Source organism: Caulobacter sp. BE264 (genome assembly GCF_031457805.1).
Lineage (GTDB): Bacteria > Pseudomonadota > Alphaproteobacteria > Caulobacterales > Caulobacteraceae > Caulobacter.
Genome location: NZ_JAVDXI010000003.1, coordinates 441,198 through 459,915, shown reverse-complemented (window position 1 = coordinate 459,915; position 18,718 = coordinate 441,198). Strand labels below are relative to the sequence as shown.

The following is an 18,718-nucleotide window of genomic DNA, read 5'->3' as shown; positions in this document are numbered from 1 at the left end:
CACCCGACAGGTTCAGCGTGCGGGCGGCCTATTTGGCGGGTCCCAAGCCGAAGACCTTGGTTAGGAATTGAGTCTCGACCTCGCGTCGGCGGTCGTTGTTGACCTTCTTGCGGAAGCCGTGACCTTCGTCCTTGAACTGCACGTACCAGGTCTCGACGCTCTTCTCGCGCAGCTTTTCGACGATCTGGTCGGATTCAGACTTGGGCACGCGCGGATCGTTCCAGCCCTGCATGACCAGCATCGGCTTGGTGATATTGCCGACATTGTTCATGGGCGAGATCGCCTCGAAGACCTTCAGCATTTTCGGATCGCGCTCGTCGCCATATTCGGCGCGGCGCAGGTCGCGCCGATAGGCTTCGGTGTTCTGCAGGAACGACACGAAGTTGGAGATGCCGAACTGCTCGATCCCGCCGGCCATGCGGTCCGAATAATGGGTCATGACCGCCAGCGACATGTAGCCACCGTAGGAGCCGCCGCTGACGACAACCCGGCTCGGGTCCAGATCCGGCTGGGTCTTGATCCAGTCCAGCAGGGCCCCGATGTCCTTGACCGAGTCCTCGCGCTTTTCGGCGTTGTCGAGGTTCAGATAGGTCTTACCGTAACCCGTCGAACCCCGAACATTGGGGAAGATGACCGCCGCGCCCAACTCGGCGACGGCATGCTGGCCCAAGGTGTTGAAGGTCGGCCGCGATTGTCCCTCCGGACCACCGTGAATGTCGATGATCACCGGCGCCTTTCGCCCCTCGGCGAGCTTGGGCTTGTAGATGAAGGCCGGGATCGATCGCTTGTCGAAGGAGGGGTAGCGAACCAGCGCCGGCGCCACCAAGGCCTTGGGATCTAGACCGCCGAGTTCCGACGCCGTCCAGCGCTCGAGCTTGCCGTCGGTCACGCTCCAGCTCCAGGCGTCGCTGGCGGCGGTCGCCGTGGCCAGGCTGAAGCCCAGCTTGGCGCCGTCCGGCGAGAAGCCCAGACCTGAGACCACGCCGGCGGGCAGGTCGGGTTGCGGCAAGGCCCGGCGGGTGACGAAGTCCTGCACGACCAGCTTGGAATAGCCGTCCTCATTGACCGAATAGGCCAGGACGCGACCGTCGTCGGACAGCGCGAAGCTCTCAACGTCCCAATTGCGGTCGCCGGAGATGTTGGTCTTGGCGCCGGTCGCCAGATCGATCCGGATCAGGCGCAGGACGTCGGAGCCCTCGTCCGAGAGCAGCAGCACCGACCGGCCATCGGGCGTGAACTCGCCGCCGCCATAGGCGATCTTGGCCTTGCTCGGGTTCAGCTCCGTCAGCTGGCCGCTGGCCACATCGAGCAGCCAGCGCTTGGATTCCGCGATCGAGAAGTAGCGCCCCAGCAGGACCGTCTTGCCGTCGGGCGACAAGGCCAGCGGAGAAACCTGACCCTGCCCCTTGAAGATGACCTTGGTCGCGCCGGCCGCGTCGCGCATCACGACGTCGTAGTCGGCCGAGCCCTTCACGGCGCGGGACCACACCAGGACGGCCCCGTCCTTCGACCACGTCGGCGAGACGTTGCGCACGCCGGTCTCGGTCAGCTGGGTCGTCTTGCCGTCCGGCTCACGCAGGAACAGCTGGAACCACTCATCGCCGCCCGTGTCCTTGGAGAACAGGATACGGCCGCCCGGCAGGACGCGAGGCGAGGCGACGGGCTCTTCGTAGAAGGTGATCTGGCTGCGGTCGGCGCCCGGCGCGGCCACCACGTGCAGCTGGTTGGTGTTGCCAAAGCGCGTACCGATGACCATGCCGCCGCCCGGCAGCCAGTCGCCGAACGACGCCGAGCGGGCGTTCTGGTAGCGCGCCAGGGTCTCGCGGATCGACGCCGGTGCGACCGGCACGTTCTCGAGAATCTGATTGCCGATCTCGCGCCGCTCGACCTGAGCGAGGACGGGCGTGGCGACGACCAGGGCCAGCACGGCGACTGAGGCGGCGAACAGCGTCTTCATGGCGGACCCCCAACAAGCAAAACGGGCGCTCGATGGCGCCCGTTTCTCAACAACCAAGCTGCGGATCAGACCCGCAGCGGCATCAGCACATACTTCACGCCGGGATCGACCGGATCGACCACCAGGGTCGGGCTGGCCGGATCGGCGAAGCGGAACTCGGCCTGCGGGCCGGCGATCTGGCCGCAGACGTCCAGCAGGTAGCGGGCGTTGAAGCCGATTTCGAAGGGCTCGCCGTCATAATCGACCTCGACCTCTTCGACGGCCTGGCCGGCTTCCATATTGCGGACGGTCAGGGTGATGCGGCCCGGCTCGACGGCCAGCTTCACCGAACGGCTCTTCTCGGCCGAGATGGTCGCCACCCGGTCCACGGCCTTGGCGAACAGGTCGTTGTCCAGCGTCAGGATCTTGGCGTTGTCGCGCGGGATCACCCGCATGTAGTCGGGGAAGGCGCCGTCGATGACCTTGGAGGTCAGGGCGGCCGCGCCGAACTCGAAGCGGACCTTCTGGGGCGAGACCTGCAGGTCGACCGTCTCGCCGGCCGATTCCATCAGGCGACGAGCCTCGGCGATGGTCTTGCGCGGCACGATCACGCCCGGGATGCCGACCGCGCCTTCCGGCGCGGGCATCTCGGCCAGGGCCAGGCGGTGGCCGTCGGTGGCGACGGCGCGCAGCTTGGTCTCGCCGCCCTCGTTGACCGTGTGCACATAGAGGCCGTTGAGGTAGTAGCGCGTCTCTTCAGTCGAGATCGCGAAGCGGGTCTTGTCGATCAGGCGGATCAGCTCGTTGGTGTCGACCGCGATGCGGCTGGACAGCCCGTCCGAGCTCATCACCGGGAAGTCGCCGGCCGGCAGCACCGGCAGGTTGAAGCGCGAGCGGCCGGCCTGGATGACCAGGCGCGGATCATCGCCGCTGAAGCTCAGCGACACGTCAGCGCCGTCGGGCAGCTTGCGGACGATCTCATAGAGGGTGTGGGCCGGCGCGGTGATCTGGCCGGGCACATCGATCTGGGCGAAGCCCTCGTCGATGATCTCCATGTCCAGATCGGTGGCCGAGAACGACAGACGGTCACCTTCGGCCGACAGCAGGATGTTCGACAGGATCGGGATGGTGTTGCGGCGCTCGACGACGCTCTGCACATGCCCCAGCGCCTTCAGGAGCGCCGCCCGTTCGATCGTAAGCTTCATAGTCCGGTCCAGATGTCGGGTTCAGCCGCCCCTGGGGAGAATCAGCCCCGCGCGAACCCGTGGAGAAGGGACCGCCGACATTAGCGAAAACACGCGCGCGGGGAAGAGGCCGAAGGCCTTGCGCTGCGGGATTCGGGCGCCATTTATTGAGAACGATTCTCAAATAGGAGCATGAAGATGCGCCTTGCCCTCAAGACCCTGACCTACGCCTCAATGCACCTGACTGTCGCGGTGGCCGTGGCCTACGCCCTGACCCGCGACTGGCGCGTCGCGCTGGCGGTCGGCCTGGTCGAACCCATGGTCCAGACTGTGGCCTTCAATATCCATGAGCGGCTCTGGTCGCGCGCCGACAGGCGGGCGCGCGACCGATCCGGTGATCAGGCCTTGGCGTCGAACGCGCCGCCCGTGCTGTCGCCCTCGGCGGCCGCGCCGGCGTAAGGGTTGGCCGAAGCCGCTGGCGCGTCCGGCGAGGCCGGGCCGGTCGAGCCCTTGGCCGCGACAGCGACCATCGCCGGGCGAACCAGACGGCCCATCAGCTCATAGCCGGCCTGCATCACCATCAGCACGCCGCCGGCCGCGACCTCGGTCGAGGGCTGCTCGGTGACCGCCTGGTGCAGGTGCGGGTCGAACTTGTCGCCCTTGGCCGGATCGATCTTCTTCAGGCCGTTGCGTTCGAAGGCGCTCTGCAGCTCCTTCTCGGTCATCTCGACGCCGATGATGAAGTTCTTCACCGCCGGGTCGGTCGAGTCCTTGGGGCTGTGCGCGGTGGCGCGGCCCAGATTGTCGGCGGCGCCCAACAGGTCGCGGGCGAACTTCTGGATCGCATAGGCGCGCGCGTCGTTCATCTCGCGCTCGGCGCGGCGCTTGGTGTTCTCGGCCTCGGCGGCGTAGCGGAGCGCCTGCTCCTTCAGTTGCGCCACTTCCAGCTTCAGCGCCTCGATTTCCTGCGCGGCGTCATCGGCTTCGAACGGCATCTCTTCCGCCGGCGTTTGCTCGTCGGTCATTGGGTAAAGTCCTTATCCATCCATCATCCGCCCGAGCACCCGGGCGGTATAGTCCACCAACGGAATGACTCGAGCGTAGTTCAAGCGGGCGGGCCCGATCACGCCGATCGCGCCCAGCACCTTCTGACGTCCCGTCATATAGGGCGCCGCGATCACCGAGGAACCCGAAAGCGAAAAGAGACGCGTTTCGGCCCCGATATAGATGCGAACGCCCTCGGCGTCGCGCACGTCGTCCAGCAGGCCGATCAGCTGACCCTTCTGCTCCAGGTCGTCGAAGAGCTGGCGCACGCGGTCGATGTCCTCGCGGGCGCGGGCGTCGGCCAGAAGGTTGGCCTGGCCGCGGACGATCAGCGAGCGCGCGTCGCCCTCGCCGCCGCTCCAGGCCGCCAGACCATCCTCGACGAGGCGCGCGGCGGTCTCGTCCAGTTGCCGGCGTGCGGCGTCCAGCTCGCCGCGCATCTCGGTCCGCGCCTCGGTCAGGGTGCGGCCGCGCAGGCGGGCGTTGAGGAAGTTGGAGGCCTCCTGCAGCGCCGAGGGCGTCACGCCCGGCGCCTGGCGCATCAGGCGGTTCTCGACCTGACCGTCCTCGAAGACCATGACCGCCAGCACCTGGCCGCCGCCCAACGGAACGAACTCCACATGCTTGACCCCGCCCTCGCGGACAGGCGTGACCACGATGCCCGCGCCTCCGGCCAGGCCCGACAGGATCGAGGACGCCTCGGCCAGGGCTTCCTCAAAGGAGCGACCCTTGACCGCCAGCCGCGCCTCGATGGCGCGCTTTTCCTGCTCGGCGACGTCGCCGACCTCCAGGAATCCGTCGACGAACATTCTCAGACCCGCGTGCGTGGGCATGCGGCCGGCGCTGGTGTGCGGCGCGTCCAGCAGGCCCAGCTGCGCCAGATCCTGCATCGTGTTGCGGATCGAAGCCGGGGAAAGGGCGACGCCGCCCTTGGAAATGGTTCGCGAACCGACAGGCTCGCCGGTCTCGATGTAGGACTCCACGACGCGCCGGAAAATGTCGCGGGCGCGTGCGTCCAGCTCGGCCAGCCCAGGCGTGCGGACGATCGGCCCTGGGAAGAGCTGCGTCATGCCCCAGCGCTCCGATCAAGCGTGACTTCGAAGACCCGGTCGGCGAACAAAAGCGGTCGGCCCCTTTCAAGTTCGACTTCCAATAGGATAAGCGGCCACCCACACACATTCAAATCTCCCCGTCGATCAGGAGTCTCCCATGCGTCCGTCCGAACGCGCCCCCGACCAGCTGCGCGCCGTCACGCTGGAAACCGGCGTCAACCGTTACGCAGAGGGCTCGTGCCTGATCGGGTTTGGCCACACCAAGGTGCTGGTCACCGCGACGGTCGAGGAAAACGTCCCGGGCTGGATGCGCAACAAGGGCGCCGGCTGGGTCACCGCCGAGTACGGCATGCTGCCCCGCGCCACCCATAGCCGCGGCCGTCGCGAGGCCGCCGCCGGCAAGCAGACCGGACGCACCCAGGAGATCCAGCGCCTGATCGGCCGCTCCTTGCGCGCCGTCGTCGACCTGAAGGCCCTGGGCGAACGCCAGATCACGCTGGACTGCGACGTCGTCCAGGCCGACGGCGGCACCCGCACCGCCGCCATCACCGGCGCCTGGGTCGCCCTGCGCCTGGCCACCCAGTACCTGCTGGATGAAGGCGTGCTGAAGACCGACCCGATCCTGGGCCAGGTGGCCGCCGTCTCATGCGGCGTCTTCAAGGACACGCCGGTCCTTGACCTCGACTACGAGGAAGACTCCAGCGCTGAAGCCGACAGCAACTTCGTCCTGACCGGCGAGGGCGACATCGTCGAGATCCAGGCGACGGGCGAGAAGCGCGGCTTCACCCGCGCGGAGTTCGAAAGCCTGTACGGCCTGGCCGAAAAGGGCATCAACGAACTGTTCGCCCTGCAGCGCGCCGCGATCAGCCGTTAAGATCCAGGACTTGCCGAACCCGGGCGCCGGTCCCAGATTCGAGCTCCAAGTTTAGGAGTCTCGCGTGCCCACCCCGTTCGAAGGCTATGAAGTCGAAGCCCGCCTGCGTCCCTCGGCCGAAGCCTATCGCTTCGACCTGGACCAGGCGCTGGCCTCGGTGGTCGCCCTGGAAGCCAGGGTCCCGGCCGACGCCTACACCGCCACCATCCTGGGAACCGAGCGGGTCGGCAACGGCGTCGTCGTCAGCCTCAGCGGCCTGGTCGTGACCATGGCCTATCTGGTGACCGAGGCCGAAGAGGTCGTGCTCACCCGCAACGACGGCCGACGCGTGCCAGCCCATGTGCTGGGCCTGGATGTCCGGTCGGGCCTTGGACTCGTCCAGGCGCTGGAGCCCCTGGACCTGCCGGCGATCACGATCGGCAGCGCGCGCGATCTCGAAGCCGGCTCGGCGATCATCGCCGCCGGCGCCGGCGGCCGCGCCCATGCGGTGGCGGGGCAGGTGCTGACCCGCATGCCCTTCGCCGGCTACTGGGAGTACAAGCTCGACGACGCGATCATCACCGCGCCCGCCCATCCGCACTGGAGCGGCGCGGCCCTGATCGGTCCCAAGGGCGACCTCGTCGGGCTCGGATCACTGACCCTGGAAGGCCGCGACCAGACCGGCGAAGCCCGTCCGCTGAACATGTTCGTGCCAGCCGAGCTGTTGCCGCCGATCTTGGATGATCTGGCGCGTGGTCGCAGCCCGCACCCGCCGCGCCCGTGGCTTGGGGTGTTCGCTCAGGAGATGGAAAACCACGTCGTCATCGTCGGCGTCTCGCCCAAGGGCCCCGCAGCCCGCGCCGAACTGCGCGCCGGCGACCTGATCCTGGCGGTCGGCGACCAGCCGGTTTCGGACCTGTCGGAATTCTACGACGCGCTCTGGGGCCTGGGAGAGGCGGGAGTCACCGTGCCCCTGAAAATCCTGCGAGAAGGCGACGCCTTCGAGATGGAAGTCCGCTCCATGGACCGCGCCGGCCTGCTTAAGAAGCGGCGGCTGAACTAGTCCTCGTTCGCGTCCGCCGGGCCGTACTCGAAGCTCAGCAGGTCGCCCGGCTGGCATTCCAGCTCACGACAGAGCGCGTCGAGCGTCGAGAACCGCACCGCACGCGCCTTGCCGGTCTTCAGGATCGACAGGTTGGCTATGGTCACGCCGACGCGGTCCGACAGTTCGGTCAGCGACATGCGGCGTTCCAGAAGCACGCGGTCGAGGTTCACGCGGACGGGCATGCAGGATCGCTCCGGATCAGATCGTGAGTTCGGCTTCGCGCCGCAGGCGCGCGCCCTCGCGGAACACTTCGGCCAGGACGAACACCACCAGCACCGAGAACCAGGCGGTCAGGGTGAAGCTGTCGTCGATGACCTTGGCCTTGGGGGCCAGCCAGCGGGCCAGGCCCGAAAAGACGTAACGGCCGACCTCAAGCCCCGCCAGCACCAGGCCGATCAGGCGCAGGCGCACGACATTGTCGGGATGGAAGGGATCGCCGGCGGTGAGGGTGGCGAAGATCTTGCGCAGGCGCTCAACGATGACCATCCAGCCGCCCAGCAACAGAGCCCAGGCGGCGAGGGCGCCGGCGAACAGCGGACCGTTACGGCTGACCGCCTCAACCGCGTCGCTGATCGGCAACATCGAGGCCAGCAGTTCCGGATTGAAACTGAACAGCAGCGCGATCAGCGTGAACAGCGACAGCAGGCTGACGAAGATCCATAGCCCGACATAGATCACGTCGAGGATGATCTTCAGAAAACTCGAAACGGAGCCTGGCCCCAAGGCGCGCATGGCTGGTCCCCCGACAGCGACGCTAAACAACATGCCCCGCGTCGCGGGAAGACGTCAAAACGGCGGGTCTCCCCGGATATCTCGTCGCTAAAGCGTCTGCGCCACGAACGCCACGGCCGACACCGGCACGGCCACGATCAGGGCGGCGGTGATGGCGGTCATGACGACCTTATCGGCGATACGGAACAGACGGGCGGCGGACATCGCGTTTTCCAGTTTTGAGAGGTGGGGTCGGGGTCGAGTCATTCGACCCCTCGCCACGATCAACAATTAGGATGGGTTTGCGGTTCCGCCAATGTCGTTTATCGAGAAACGATATTAAACTTTCGCAATGATCCGGGACGCGTCACCGACGTTGCCGTAGGGACACACTTAGCTGGACGAAGCGTCGGTCGCGATCATCGAGGCCCGCTTCGAGACGGCTTCGTACCACGCCGACAGGGCCGGTCGCCCCGGACGCCAAGCCACCACCTGACGGACATCCAGATAGGCCAGCTGTACGGCGATCGCGATCTCGGCGATCTCGAACCGGTCGCTGGGCAGGTCCGCCGCCTCGAAGAGGTCCAGCGCCGCGTTCACCGCGCGCAGCTGCCGGTCAAACAGGTCCTGTCGATGCTGAGCCTCCGGCCGCATGCGCTCACGGACAATCAGGATCGCCGCATCGCCCAGGCCGTCGGCGGCGGCCTCCAGGGTCAGCGCCCGACGGCGCGCCGGTTGCGCGGCCGGGATCAGGCGCGGCTCCGCCATCCCGTCGAGGAAATCGACGATTACGGCGGAATCGAAAACGGTTTCGCCGCCCTCGAGAACCAGCGTCGGCACCTTGTTCAGCGGGTTGAGGACCCGCAAGCTTTCGTCCTGGAACGGCGCGATCGTCTCGACGGCCAGCTGGTCCGAAAGCCCTTTTTCCATGGCCAACACACGAACCTTGCGGGCAAACGGAGACAAGGGCGAGTAAAGAAGCCGCATGATGGATTCCCTGGAGACGACGAATGGCGCTGAAGCTTGAAATGGGATCGAAGCTTGTGGCCGCCACCCACAATCCTGGCAAGGTCCCCGAGATCGCCGCCCTGCTCGACGGCCGGTTCGAGATCATCACCGCCGGCCAGCTGGGGCTGCCCGAACCCGACGAAACCGAGAGCACCTTCGTTGGAAATGCGCTGCTGAAGGCCCGCCACGCCGCCGACCTGTCAGGCTTGCCCGCCCTGGCCGACGACTCAGGCCTTTCAGTCGCCGCGCTGGACGGCGCGCCCGGGATCTTTTCCGCACGCTGGGCGGGGCCGAGCAAAGACTTCGCCATGGCCATGAAGAAGGTCGAGGAGCGGCTTGAAGAAACCGCCTCCGACGATCGCTCGGCCTGGTTCACCTCGGCCCTGGCGGTAGCTTGGCCGAACGGTCCGGCGGTCGTGGTCGAGGGGCGGGTCGACGGAACCCTGGTCTTTCCGGGACGCGGAACGCGCGGCTTCGGCTACGACCCGATCTTCGTCCCGGAAGGCCACGCCACGACCTTCGGCGAGATGGAGCCGGCCGCCAAGGACGCCATGAGCCATCGCGCCCGCGCCTTCGCCAAGCTGAAGGCGGCTCTGTTTGACTGATCCTCGCGCCGGGTCTGTGGGGGTGTACGTTCACTGGCCCTACTGCGCCCGGATCTGCCCCTACTGCGACTTCAATGTCGTGCGAGACCGGGGCCGGGTCGATGAGCAGCGCGCCCTGGCCGACGCCATCGTCGCGGACCTGGAGGCCCAGCGCGCCCTGACGGGCGACCGCCGCCTGCTGTCGATTTTCTTCGGCGGCGGCACGCCGTCGTTGATGGATCCGGCGCAGGTGGCGCGGGTGATCGAAACGGCCAAGCGCCTGTGGTCGCCGGTCGATGATCTCGAAATCAGCCTTGAGGCCAACCCCACCGACGCCGAGGCCGACCGTTTCGCGGCGCTCGCCGACGCCGGGGTCCAGCGCCTGTCGCTGGGCGTCCAGGCCCTGGACGATACGGCGCTGAAGGCCTTGGGCCGCAATCACGACGCCGGCGCCGCGCGCCGGGCCATCGCGGCGGCGATCCGGGCCTTCCCACGCCTGTCGATCGACCTGATCTACGCCCGCCCCGGCCAGACCGATGCAGCCTGGCGCGCCGAATTGGCGGAAGCGATCGCCCTGGGCCCCGAGCATGTTTCGCCCTACCAGCTGACCATCGAGCATGGCACCGCCTTCGATCGCGCGGTCGGTCGCGGAACTCTGGTCGTTCCAGACGAGGATCTCGCCGCCACCCTGTTCGAGACCACCCAGGAGGTGCTCGAGGCGGCCGGCTTCGACGCCTACGAGGTGTCGAACCACGCCCGGGGCGAAGCCGCCCGATCGCGGCACAATCTCGTCTACTGGCGCGGCGTCGACTATGTCGGGGTAGGCCCAGGCGCGCACGGCCGACTTGCCCTGGCCGAGGGCCGCGCCGCCACCACCGCCCACCGCGCGATCAAGGACTACATCGCCGCCGTCGGCGAAAATGGCGTCGGCTTTGCGCGCGAGATCCTCAGCGTTGAGGACGCGGCCGAGGAGCGCCTGATCCTGGGCCTGCGTATCGATGACGGCGTCGGCTTTGATGAAATGGCCCCGCTGGGCCTGACCGCTGACCTCGCCAAGGTCCGGGATCTGGTCGAAGCCGGCTTGCTGGTCGATGATCCGCAGCGTCTGCGCGCCACGCGCGCGGGGCGTCTGGTGCTTGATCGGCTGACAGGCGCGCTGGCGACCTGATATGGGTTTGACTCAACCGAAGGACACCGCGCCCTTGAGTCGTCTGCTCCCCCCGCCAGCCCTGTCCGACGCGCCGCTCGCGCCCGGCCTCTATCTGGTGGCGACGCCGATCGGCAATCTGCGCGACATCACTCTGCGGGCGCTGGACGTGCTGGCCGCCTGCGACGTTCTGTTGGCCGAGGACACCCGCGTCACCGGCAAGCTGCTGTCAGCCTACGGTATCCGGACCAAGCTGGAGCGCCACGACGAGCACGTGGCCGAGCGCGCGATCCCGGGCATCCTCGAGCGTCTGGCCGCCGGCGAGCGGGTGGCCCTCGTTTCGGACGCTGGCACCCCGATGGTCTCCGATCCCGGATACCGCCTGGCGCGAGAGGCCATCGCCGCCGGCCATGACGTGATCCCGATCCCCGGCGCCTCGGCCGCGCTGGCCGCCCTGACCCTGGCGGGCCTGCCCACCGAGCGCTTCCTGTTCGCGGGCTTTCCGCCGCCGAAGAGCGCGGCGCGACGGACCTTCTTCGAGGAGTTCGCCAACACCCGCGCCACGTTGATCTTCTACGAGGGCGCCTCGCGGGTGGCCGACTGCCTGACCGATATGGCGGCCGTGTTCGGCGCCGATCGTCCCGCCGCCGTCTGTCGCGAACTGACCAAGCTCTACGAGACCTGCGTTCGCGGCCCGCTCGCAGAGCTGGCGGCGGATCCGCGCTTCGATGCGCCGAAGGGCGAGATCGTGATCCTCGTCGGGCCGGGCGCCGAGAAGGTCGCCAGCGCCGATGACGCCGAAGCCGCCCTGCGCGAGGCGATGGCCCGCCTGCCGCTGGGCGAGGCCGCCTCGGAAGTCGCCAAAGCGTTGGGGCTGTCGCGCAAGGATCTCTATCGTCAGGCGCTGGCGCTGAAGGAGCAGGTCTGATGGCCGCCGGCGTTCGCCAGGCGCGCGGAGCCACCGCGCGTAAGGTCGGACGCCGCGCCGAGGTCGTCGCCGCCTTGTGGCTGATGGCCAAGGGCTATCGCATTCTCGGCTTTCGGCTGGCTACGCCGCTGGGCGAAATCGACCTCGTGGCGCAACGGGGCAAGGTCCTGGCCGTTGTCGAGGTCAAGCAACGCACGACGATCGAGGACGCGCTGGACGCCGTGAAGCCAACCCAGAGAGAGCGGCTGCGCCGCGCCGCCATGCATCTGGCCGGGCATCGCGCCGGCTTGCGCGACCTGAAGGTGCGACTGGACCTGATCGCCATCGCCCCAGGGCGGCCGCCTCGACACCTTCCCGACGCCTGGCGAGGCGCCTGACGATGACACGGGAAGAGGCTGAAGCGATCCTGATCAAGGCGGGCGAGGGTCCCGACGAAGGCTTTCCGCTGTTCGAGGCGGCCCTGGCCTGCGCCGTGCACGACGATCCCAGCCGCGACACCAAGGCCGCCATCGATCTCGCCAACGACGCCGTAGAACGCCTGCACCGCCGCGCCGAGAGCGAATCGCCGGAGGAGGCCGTAGCCGAAACGCTTGCCGGCGATCTGCGCCTGACCGGTGACGTTCTCACCTATGACCACCCGGACAACGCCGACGTCATCGCCATCGCCCACCGCCGCAAGGGCCTGCCGGTGGCGCTGGGCGTCTACTACCTGCACGCCGCGCGGTCCGTGGGGCTGGAGCTCTACGGTGTCGACTTCCCCGGCCACTTCCTGCTGCGCATCGAGACCGACGAAGGCCCCCTGGCCCTGGACCCGTTCAGCGAGGGCCGGGTGGTGCTGCCGTCGGAGCTGTCGCGGCGCGCCCTGCGCACGGGCCTGATGCCCGACGTCGCCGCGCGCCTTGAGCTTCTGATGGCGCCGATCAGCGACCGCGCCGTGCTGATCCGTCTGCAGAACAACATCTTCGCCCGCGCCCAGCAGGCCAAGGACTGGCCCCGCGCCGAACGCTCGGCCCTGCGGCGGGCCTTGCTGAACCCCAAGGACCACCGCCCCTGGCTGGACGTCGCGGCCGCCCGCGAAGGCCAAGGCGCCCTCGCCGGCGCCCTGCAGGCCCTGTCCCGCGCCCAGGTCCTCGACGGCGGCGCGGCGATCGCGGCCCGAGCGGCGCGTGAGCGGGTGCGGCTGCGCTTGAACTAGCGTTCCGGCCAAAACGGCTTAACTAGGCTCCAGACCAAGAACCCCAGGAGCCCCCATGTCGCTGCGAGTCGCCGTCCAGATGGATCCCATCCTGGGGATCAACATCGACACCGACACCTCGTTCCTGATGATGATGGAGGCCCAGAGCCGGGGGCATAAGCTCTGGTTCTACACGCCCGACAAGCTCTCACAGGAGGACGGACGCGTGTTCGCCCGCGCCCAGCCGGTCGAGGTCTTCGCCGACAAGGGCGCGCACGCCAAGCTGGGCGAGACCGTCGTGCTGGACATGAAGGACGACATCGACGTCGTGCTGATGCGCCAGGATCCGCCGTTCGACATGGCCTACATTACGGCCACCCATTTCCTGGAAAAGGTCCACCCCCATACCCTGGTCGTGAACAATCCAGCCGAGGTGCGCAACGCGCCCGAGAAGCTGTTCGTCACCGACTTCCCCGGGGTGCAGCCGCCGACCCTGATCACCAGCGACCATGAAGCGATCTACGATTTCCGCGCCCGCCACGGCGACATTGTGCTGAAGCCCCTCTATGGCGGCGGCGGCTCGGGCGTGGCGCGTCTGCTGGCCGATGATCCCAATCTCGACGCCCTCCTGGAACTGCACGCGATGATCGGCCGCGAGCAGGTCATCGCCCAGAAATTCGTTCCCGCAGTCAGCAAGGGCGACAAGCGCGTGCTGCTGGTCGATGGCGAGCCCGTGGGCGCGATCAACCGCGTGCCGGCCAGCGGCCAAGTCCGCTCGAACCTGCGCGTCGGCGGACGCGCCGAGGCGGTGGAGCTGACCGCCCGTGACCTGGAGCTTTGCAAGATCATCGCCCCGGAGCTGAAGCGTCGCGGCCTGCTGTTTGTCGGCATCGACGTGATCGGCGAGTACCTCACCGAGATCAACGTCACCTCGCCAACGGGGGCTCAACAGCTCAAGCGGTTTACCGGTATCAACGCCGCCGAAGTACTTTGGAACCGGATCGAAGACATTCGTTCAAACGGTGGGTAACTCTGCGTAAACCGCCAGATTTCCCGAAACGTTCGTTTTTCGTTCTTGCTCCATTTCGTTAACTGTGTTGCTCCTTGTGGATAAGTTCAAGTTCCTCAAGGAGTTACGATGGCCGCTCGCGTCGTCACCGTCGCGTTCGAGGGCGTCGAGGCCCGCAGGGTCGATGTCGAGGTCCAGCTAACGACCGGCCAGCACGCTTTCGTGGTGGTCGGGCTGGCCGACAAGGCGGTCGCCGAAAGCCGCGAAAGGGTGCGCGGCGCTTTCGCCGGTCTGGGGCTGTCATTGCCCGGCAAGCGCATCGTCGCCAACCTGGCGCCGGCCGACCTGCCCAAGGAAGGGGCGCACTTCGACCTGCCGATCGCCCTGGCCGTGATGGCCGCCCTGGGCGTGATCCCGCTGGACGCCCTGGACGGCTGGGCGGCCATGGGCGAGCTGTCGCTGGACGGTCGCATCGTGCCCGCCGCCGGCGCCCTCCCGGCCGCCATGGCGGCCGGGGCCATGGACCTGGGCCTCATTTGCCCCGAAGCCTCGGGACCGGAAGCGGCCTGGGCCGGCGGCACGCGAATCCTGGCGCCGCGCTCGCTGGTGGCGCTGATCAACCACTTCCGGGGCAGCCAGATCCTCTCGGCGCCGACGCCGGGTCCGATCATCGAAGGCGAGCCGCCCAAGGACCTGCGCGACGTGAAGGGCCAGGAGCACGCCAAGCGGGCTCTCGAGATCGCCGCAGCTGGCGGTCATAACCTGTTGTTCTGCGGTCCTCCGGGCTCGGGCAAGTCGATGCTGGCCCAGCGCCTGCCCAGCCTGCTGCCGCCTTTGACGTCTTCCGAGCTGCTGGAGACCTCGATGGTCCACTCGGTGGCTGGACTGATTGCGCGCGGAACGCTCACCCGCGCCCGCCCCTTTCGCGCGCCGCACCACAGCGCCAGCATGGCCGCGCTGACGGGCGGCGGGCATCGCGCCAAGCCGGGGGAAGTGTCCTTGGCGCATAATGGGGTGCTGTTCCTGGACGAGCTACCCGAATTCGGCGTGCAGGCGCTGGACAGTCTGCGCGGTCCTCTGGAGACCGGCGAAGTGATGGTCGCCCGCGCCAACGCCCATGTCCGCTATCCGGCCCGGGTCCAGCTGGTCGCGGCGATGAACCCCTGTCGCTGCGGCCACGGCGGCGCAGGACGGGGCGCCTGCGGGAAGGCGCCCCGCTGCCAGAAGGACTATCAGGGCCGCATCTCCGGACCGCTCCTGGATCGGATCGATATCGCCGTCGACATGCCCGCCGTCACCGCCGCGGACCTGGCCCTGCCGCCGCCGGTCGAGGGCTCGGCCGAGGTCGCCGCCCGCGTAGCGCGCGCAAGAGCCCTCCAGATTGAACGCGCCGAAGCCCTCGGCGCAGCCGATGGCCTGAACGGCCGCGCCGAGGGCGCCTTCCTGGAAAGGGTCGCCGGGCTCGACACCCCCGGCCGCGACCTGCTGTCCCGCGCCGCCGAGGCCGGACGCATCAGCGCGCGGGGGTGGACCCGCGTTCTGCGCCTGTCGCGCACCATCGCCGACCTCGAGGGCGCGGAGAGCGTCAAGCGGGTCCACGTCGCCGAAGCGCTGGCCTATCGGCGCACCAGCGGGGCGGCAGACGAAAGCGTCGCGGCGGCGGGCCACGTTTGACCGCCCGTTAAGCCGCGTCGGCTAACCTTGGTTTCCATGAGCGACAGCAGACCCGACGACCGCCACCCCAGCGTCACGCCCGAGCAGCTGGCGACCCTGAGCCACGAGTTCCGCACGCCGCTGAACGGCGTGCTGGGCATGGCGCGCCTGTTGGAAAACACCAAGCTGACGGCCGAGCAGCGATCCTATGTCACCGCCCTTCGCGAGAGCGGCGATCACCTTCTGTCGCTGGTCAACGACGTGCTGCATTTCGCCCGTCTGGGCGCGGCCTCGATCGAACTGTCGCTGGCGCCGGTCGATATCGAGGGCCTGCTGCGCCAGGTCGCCGAACTGATGAGCCCGCGCGCGCACGAAAAGGGGATCGAGATCGCCTGGGCCGTCTCCTCGCCCTTGCCGACCATCCTGGCCGACGAGGGCCGGCTGCGCCAGATCCTGCTGAACTTCGCCGGCAACGCCGTGAAGTTCACCGAGACCGGCGGCGTCCTGCTAACGGCCAGCGCCGTGGACGGCGGTCGAATCCGCTTCTCGGTGGCCGACACCGGACCCGGCGTAGCCCCCGAAGCGCGCGCCCGGATTTTCGAGGCCTTCGTCCAGACCGACATCACCCACGCCACCCAGCTGGGCGGGGCCGGGCTGGGCTTGGCGATCGTGTCGCGCCTCTCGGCCGCCATGGACGGCGCGGTCGGTGTCGGCGGCGAGCTCGGCCAGGGCGCGGAGTTCTGGTTCGAAGCGCCGTTCGCCCTAGCCGCCGCCCCCGTGCGAGCCGCGCCGCTGGAAGGCCGTAACGTCGCCATCGCCTCGCCCAACGCCATTGTCCGCGCCGCCACAGCTCGCCAGATCGAGGCGGCGGGCGGGCGGGCCTACGCCGCCGTCGACATCGCCTCGGCCCTGGCCGGCGCGCCCGCCGACGCGGTGCTGCTGATCGATGCGGCCCTCTCGGGCCCCCGCGGCGCGCTCAAGCCGCCCGCCGGCCGGCGCTCAGTGGTGCTGCTGACACCTGAACAGCGCGACCGCATCGACCGTCTGAAGGCGGCCGGCTTCTCGGGCTATCTCATCAAGCCCTTGCGTGCGGCGTCGCTGGTCGCCCAGGTGCTGCAGGCGACCGCCGCGGGCGGCGTGGCCGAGGACGAGCCCGCCCACGACGACCGCATCGCCGGCGCCGTCGCCAGCGGCGCGCGGGTGCTGCTGGCCGAGGATAATCCGATCAACGCTCTCCTGGCGCGCACCCTGCTGGAGCGCGAAGGCTGCAAGGTCGACCGCGTCGCCGATGGCGAACAGGCCGTCGCCGCCGCCGCGGCTGGACTCTACGATCTCATCCTCATGGACCTGCGCATGCCGGGCCTGACCGGAATCGAGGCCGCCCGCGCCCTGCGCGCCAAGGGTGTCGCCACCCCGATCGCCGCCCTGACCGCCGACGCCTTCGACGAGGACCGCCGCACCTGTCTGGCGGCGGGCATGGACGACTTCCTCGTCAAGCCTCTGACCCAGGAGGCCCTGCGGGACGTCCTCACCCGCTGGACCACCGGCGGCGTCTCCGGCGGCTGGACGAAACCCGCGACGCGAGCCAAGGTCGCCGGCTGATACGGGGGCGTTCCCCCGCTGGGGGATCGCCGCATGTCCGAAGAAGCCAAGGCGCCGGAAAAGAAGAGCCTTCTGCAAACCCTCGCCTTCTTCGGCGAGCGACGCAGCCTGGTGATGCTCGGCCTGGGCTTCGCGTCCGGCCTGCCGTTCATGCTGATCTTCGACACCCTGTCGCTGTGGCTGCGCGACGCGGGCCTGTCGCTGGCGGTCATCGGCTTCTTCAGCCTGGCGACCCTGTCGTTCTCGTTCAAGTTCCTGTGGGCGCCGCTGATCGACCGCACCACCGTGCCGGTGCTGCACCGGCTTCTCGGTCATCGCCGCGCTTGGATGCTGGTTTTCCAGACCGTGATGGTCCTCGGACTGTGGGCCATCTCGACCATGAACCCGCTGAACCAGCTGGGCTTCCTGGCGGCCGCGGCCGTCACGGTCGGCTTCGCCACGGCCTCACATGACATCGTCATCGACGCCTGGCGCATCGAGGTCGCCGACAAGGAAGAGCAGGGGCCGATGGTCGTGGCCTACCAGTGGGGCTATCGCGTCGCCATGATCGTGGCCGGAGCGGGGCCGCTGCTGCTGGCCGAGCGGTTTGGCTGGAACCTATCCTACGCGGTGATGGGGTTGATCGTGGGTCTTGGCGTGCTGGCCACCCTGTGCGCCCCGCGCGAAGCCGAGCACACCATCCGGCCGATCCCGACGGACGACGTCAAGCAACCGAAAGCGCTTGAAGTCAGCGAGTGGCTCGTGCGCCTGGCCGTCCTGCTGCTCGGCGCGCTGGCGCTGGGCTCGGGCCTGTCGGGCGATGCGACCCTGCTCTCCAAGCTGATCGGCGGCGAAGCCCTGGCCGAGGCCTGGACCGCCAAGCCGAACGGCGTCTGGCTGCAACTTGTCGGCGTGATCACCGGCCTCGCCATCGTCGTTGTCGCCGCCTGGCCGATCCCCAAGATCCGCACCAAGCCCGGCGTCTACATGTCCAAGGCGTTCGGCGAGCCGCTGGGCGAATTCCTGACCCGGTTCCACGGGGTGGCCGGCCTGATCCTGGCGGCCATCTGCGTCTATCGGGTGTCGGACTTCGTGCTGAACATCATGAACCCGTTCTACCGCGACATGGGCTTCACGCTGACCGAGATCGCCGAGATCCGGAAGGTGTTCGGCATCATCGCCTCGATGGCGGGGGTGTTCCTGGGCGGGGTGATCGTTGCGCGTCTGGGCCTGATCAAGGCCCTGGTCATCGGCGCCTTCGCCCAGCCGATCAGCAACCTGATGTTCGCGCTGCTGGCCATGAGCGGTCACAACACCAGCATGCTGTTCGTGTCGATCTGCCTGGACAACATCGCCGGCGGCGTCGCGGGCACCGCGCTCATCGCCTACATGTCCAGCCTGACCAGCGCAGGGTTTACGGCCACGCAGTATGCGCTGTTCTCGTCGCTGTACGCTCTGCCGGGCAAACTGATCGCCTCGCAGTCGGGCCGGATCGTCGAGGCTTCGGCCAAGGCGGCCGAGGCGGGGGGCTTCACCGCGCCGCTCAAGGGCCTGTTCACTCGGTTGCCGCCCGAGAGCTTCACCGCCGCCGGCGCCAAGCTGGGCGTCAGCGCACCGGCCATGGCGGCCGGCTATACGGCCTTCTTCATCTACACCGCGCTGATCGGCGTCGCCGCGATCGTGTTGTCATTCATGGTGGCGGCCCGTCAGGGCAAGACGCTGGCGGCGTCTTAGAGCGTTTCAAAAATT

At 68.3% G+C, this 18,718-nt stretch carries 20 protein-coding genes; 12 read left to right on the top strand and 8 right to left on the bottom strand.

The features are described 5' to 3' along the window. Positions 1-28: 28 nt before the first annotated feature. Entirely contained in the window at positions 29-1,957 is a 1,929-nt protein-coding gene (locus tag J2X45_RS10540) for a S9 family peptidase (protein WP_310214344.1), read from the bottom strand. A 65-nt stretch (positions 1,958-2,022) separates the two neighbouring features. After that, positions 2,023-3,141, bottom strand: a complete 1,119-nt coding sequence (gene dnaN / locus J2X45_RS10535) for a DNA polymerase III subunit beta (protein ID WP_010918045.1) — start codon at positions 3,139-3,141, stop codon at positions 2,023-2,025. A gap of 177 nt (positions 3,142-3,318) precedes the next feature. Here dnaN and J2X45_RS10530 point away from each other — a divergent pair, with 177 nt between their 5' ends. After that, on the top strand, positions 3,319-3,579 hold the full coding sequence (locus J2X45_RS10530; RefSeq protein WP_310214340.1) for a DUF2061 domain-containing protein: 261 nt from the start codon (positions 3,319-3,321) through the stop codon (positions 3,577-3,579). On the opposite strand, the gene grpE is transcribed toward J2X45_RS10530, so the two are convergent. Then, positions 3,519-4,145 (bottom strand): nucleotide exchange factor GrpE, encoded by a 627-nt coding sequence (grpE, locus tag J2X45_RS10525; protein ID WP_012639893.1) that lies wholly within the window; start codon positions 4,143-4,145, stop codon positions 3,519-3,521. The two genes, J2X45_RS10530 and grpE, sit on opposite strands and share 61 nt — an antisense overlap. Positions 4,146-4,157: 12 nt before the next feature. Next, entirely contained in the window at positions 4,158-5,234 is a 1,077-nt protein-coding gene (hrcA, locus tag J2X45_RS10520; protein WP_310214337.1) for a heat-inducible transcriptional repressor HrcA, read from the bottom strand. A gap of 139 nt (positions 5,235-5,373) precedes the next feature. Here hrcA and rph point away from each other — a divergent pair, with 139 nt between their 5' ends. Next, positions 5,374-6,090 carry a ribonuclease PH gene (gene rph, locus J2X45_RS10515; RefSeq protein ID WP_310214335.1) on the top strand — a complete coding sequence of 239 codons (717 nt, stop codon included), beginning with the start codon at positions 5,374-5,376 and terminating at the stop codon, positions 6,088-6,090. 64 nt (positions 6,091-6,154) lie between these two features. Further along, complete coding sequence (locus tag J2X45_RS10510; RefSeq protein WP_310214332.1) at positions 6,155-7,132, top strand: S1C family serine protease; 978 nt, start codon at positions 6,155-6,157, stop codon at positions 7,130-7,132. Here the strand turns inward: J2X45_RS10510 and J2X45_RS10505 are convergent. From J2X45_RS10505 to J2X45_RS10490, 4 genes are all read right to left on the bottom strand, one after another. Beyond that, positions 7,129-7,356 (bottom strand): helix-turn-helix transcriptional regulator, encoded by a 228-nt coding sequence (locus J2X45_RS10505; protein WP_310214330.1) that lies wholly within the window; start codon positions 7,354-7,356, stop codon positions 7,129-7,131. The genes J2X45_RS10510 and J2X45_RS10505 overlap by 4 nt on opposite strands. Positions 7,357-7,372: 16 nt before the next feature. Then, positions 7,373-7,906, bottom strand: a complete 534-nt coding sequence (locus J2X45_RS10500) for a DUF2975 domain-containing protein (protein ID WP_062097943.1) — start codon at positions 7,904-7,906, stop codon at positions 7,373-7,375. 87 nt (positions 7,907-7,993) lie between these two features. Beyond that, positions 7,994-8,110, bottom strand: a complete 117-nt coding sequence (locus tag J2X45_RS10495; protein ID WP_310214328.1) for a hypothetical protein — start codon at positions 8,108-8,110, stop codon at positions 7,994-7,996. A gap of 168 nt (positions 8,111-8,278) precedes the next feature. Further along, positions 8,279-8,872, bottom strand: a complete 594-nt coding sequence (locus J2X45_RS10490; protein WP_310214326.1) for a glutathione S-transferase N-terminal domain-containing protein — start codon at positions 8,870-8,872, stop codon at positions 8,279-8,281. A gap of 23 nt (positions 8,873-8,895) precedes the next feature. Between J2X45_RS10490 and rdgB the strand changes: the two genes are divergently transcribed. The 9 genes from rdgB (at position 8,896) to J2X45_RS10445 (ending at position 18,703) form a co-directional block, all read left to right on the top strand. Next, entirely contained in the window at positions 8,896-9,498 is a 603-nt protein-coding gene (gene rdgB / locus J2X45_RS10485) for an RdgB/HAM1 family non-canonical purine NTP pyrophosphatase (protein ID WP_310214325.1), read from the top strand. Further along, positions 9,491-10,645, top strand: coding sequence for a radical SAM family heme chaperone HemW (gene hemW / locus J2X45_RS10480; protein WP_310214323.1), 1,155 nt, complete (start codon positions 9,491-9,493; stop codon positions 10,643-10,645). The genes rdgB and hemW overlap by 8 nt, the downstream gene beginning before the upstream one ends. Positions 10,646-10,679: 34 nt before the next feature. Then, entirely contained in the window at positions 10,680-11,552 is an 873-nt protein-coding gene (rsmI, locus tag J2X45_RS10475) for a 16S rRNA (cytidine(1402)-2'-O)-methyltransferase (protein ID WP_310214322.1), read from the top strand. Next, on the top strand, positions 11,552-11,929 hold the full coding sequence (locus J2X45_RS10470) for a YraN family protein (RefSeq protein WP_310214319.1): 378 nt from the start codon (positions 11,552-11,554) through the stop codon (positions 11,927-11,929). Before rsmI ends, J2X45_RS10470 begins: the two co-directional genes overlap by 1 nt. Before the next feature lie 2 nt (positions 11,930-11,931). Continuing rightward, a complete protein-coding gene (locus J2X45_RS10465) occupies positions 11,932-12,747 on the top strand; it encodes a SirB1 family protein (protein ID WP_310214317.1) in 816 nt (271 codons plus the stop codon). A 55-nt stretch (positions 12,748-12,802) separates the two neighbouring features. After that, positions 12,803-13,756 carry a glutathione synthase gene (gene gshB, locus J2X45_RS10460; RefSeq protein ID WP_310214315.1) on the top strand — a complete coding sequence of 318 codons (954 nt, stop codon included), beginning with the start codon at positions 12,803-12,805 and terminating at the stop codon, positions 13,754-13,756. Between the two features lie 108 nt (positions 13,757-13,864). After that, positions 13,865-15,409, top strand: a complete 1,545-nt coding sequence (locus J2X45_RS10455; protein ID WP_310214314.1) for a YifB family Mg chelatase-like AAA ATPase — start codon at positions 13,865-13,867, stop codon at positions 15,407-15,409. Between the two features lie 36 nt (positions 15,410-15,445). Continuing rightward, on the top strand, positions 15,446-16,990 hold the full coding sequence (locus tag J2X45_RS10450; RefSeq protein WP_310214312.1) for a response regulator: 1,545 nt from the start codon (positions 15,446-15,448) through the stop codon (positions 16,988-16,990). A 33-nt stretch (positions 16,991-17,023) separates the two neighbouring features. Next, positions 17,024-18,703 (top strand): AmpG family muropeptide MFS transporter, encoded by a 1,680-nt coding sequence (locus tag J2X45_RS10445; RefSeq protein WP_310214310.1) that lies wholly within the window; start codon positions 17,024-17,026, stop codon positions 18,701-18,703. Positions 18,704-18,718: the final 15 nt, after the last annotated feature.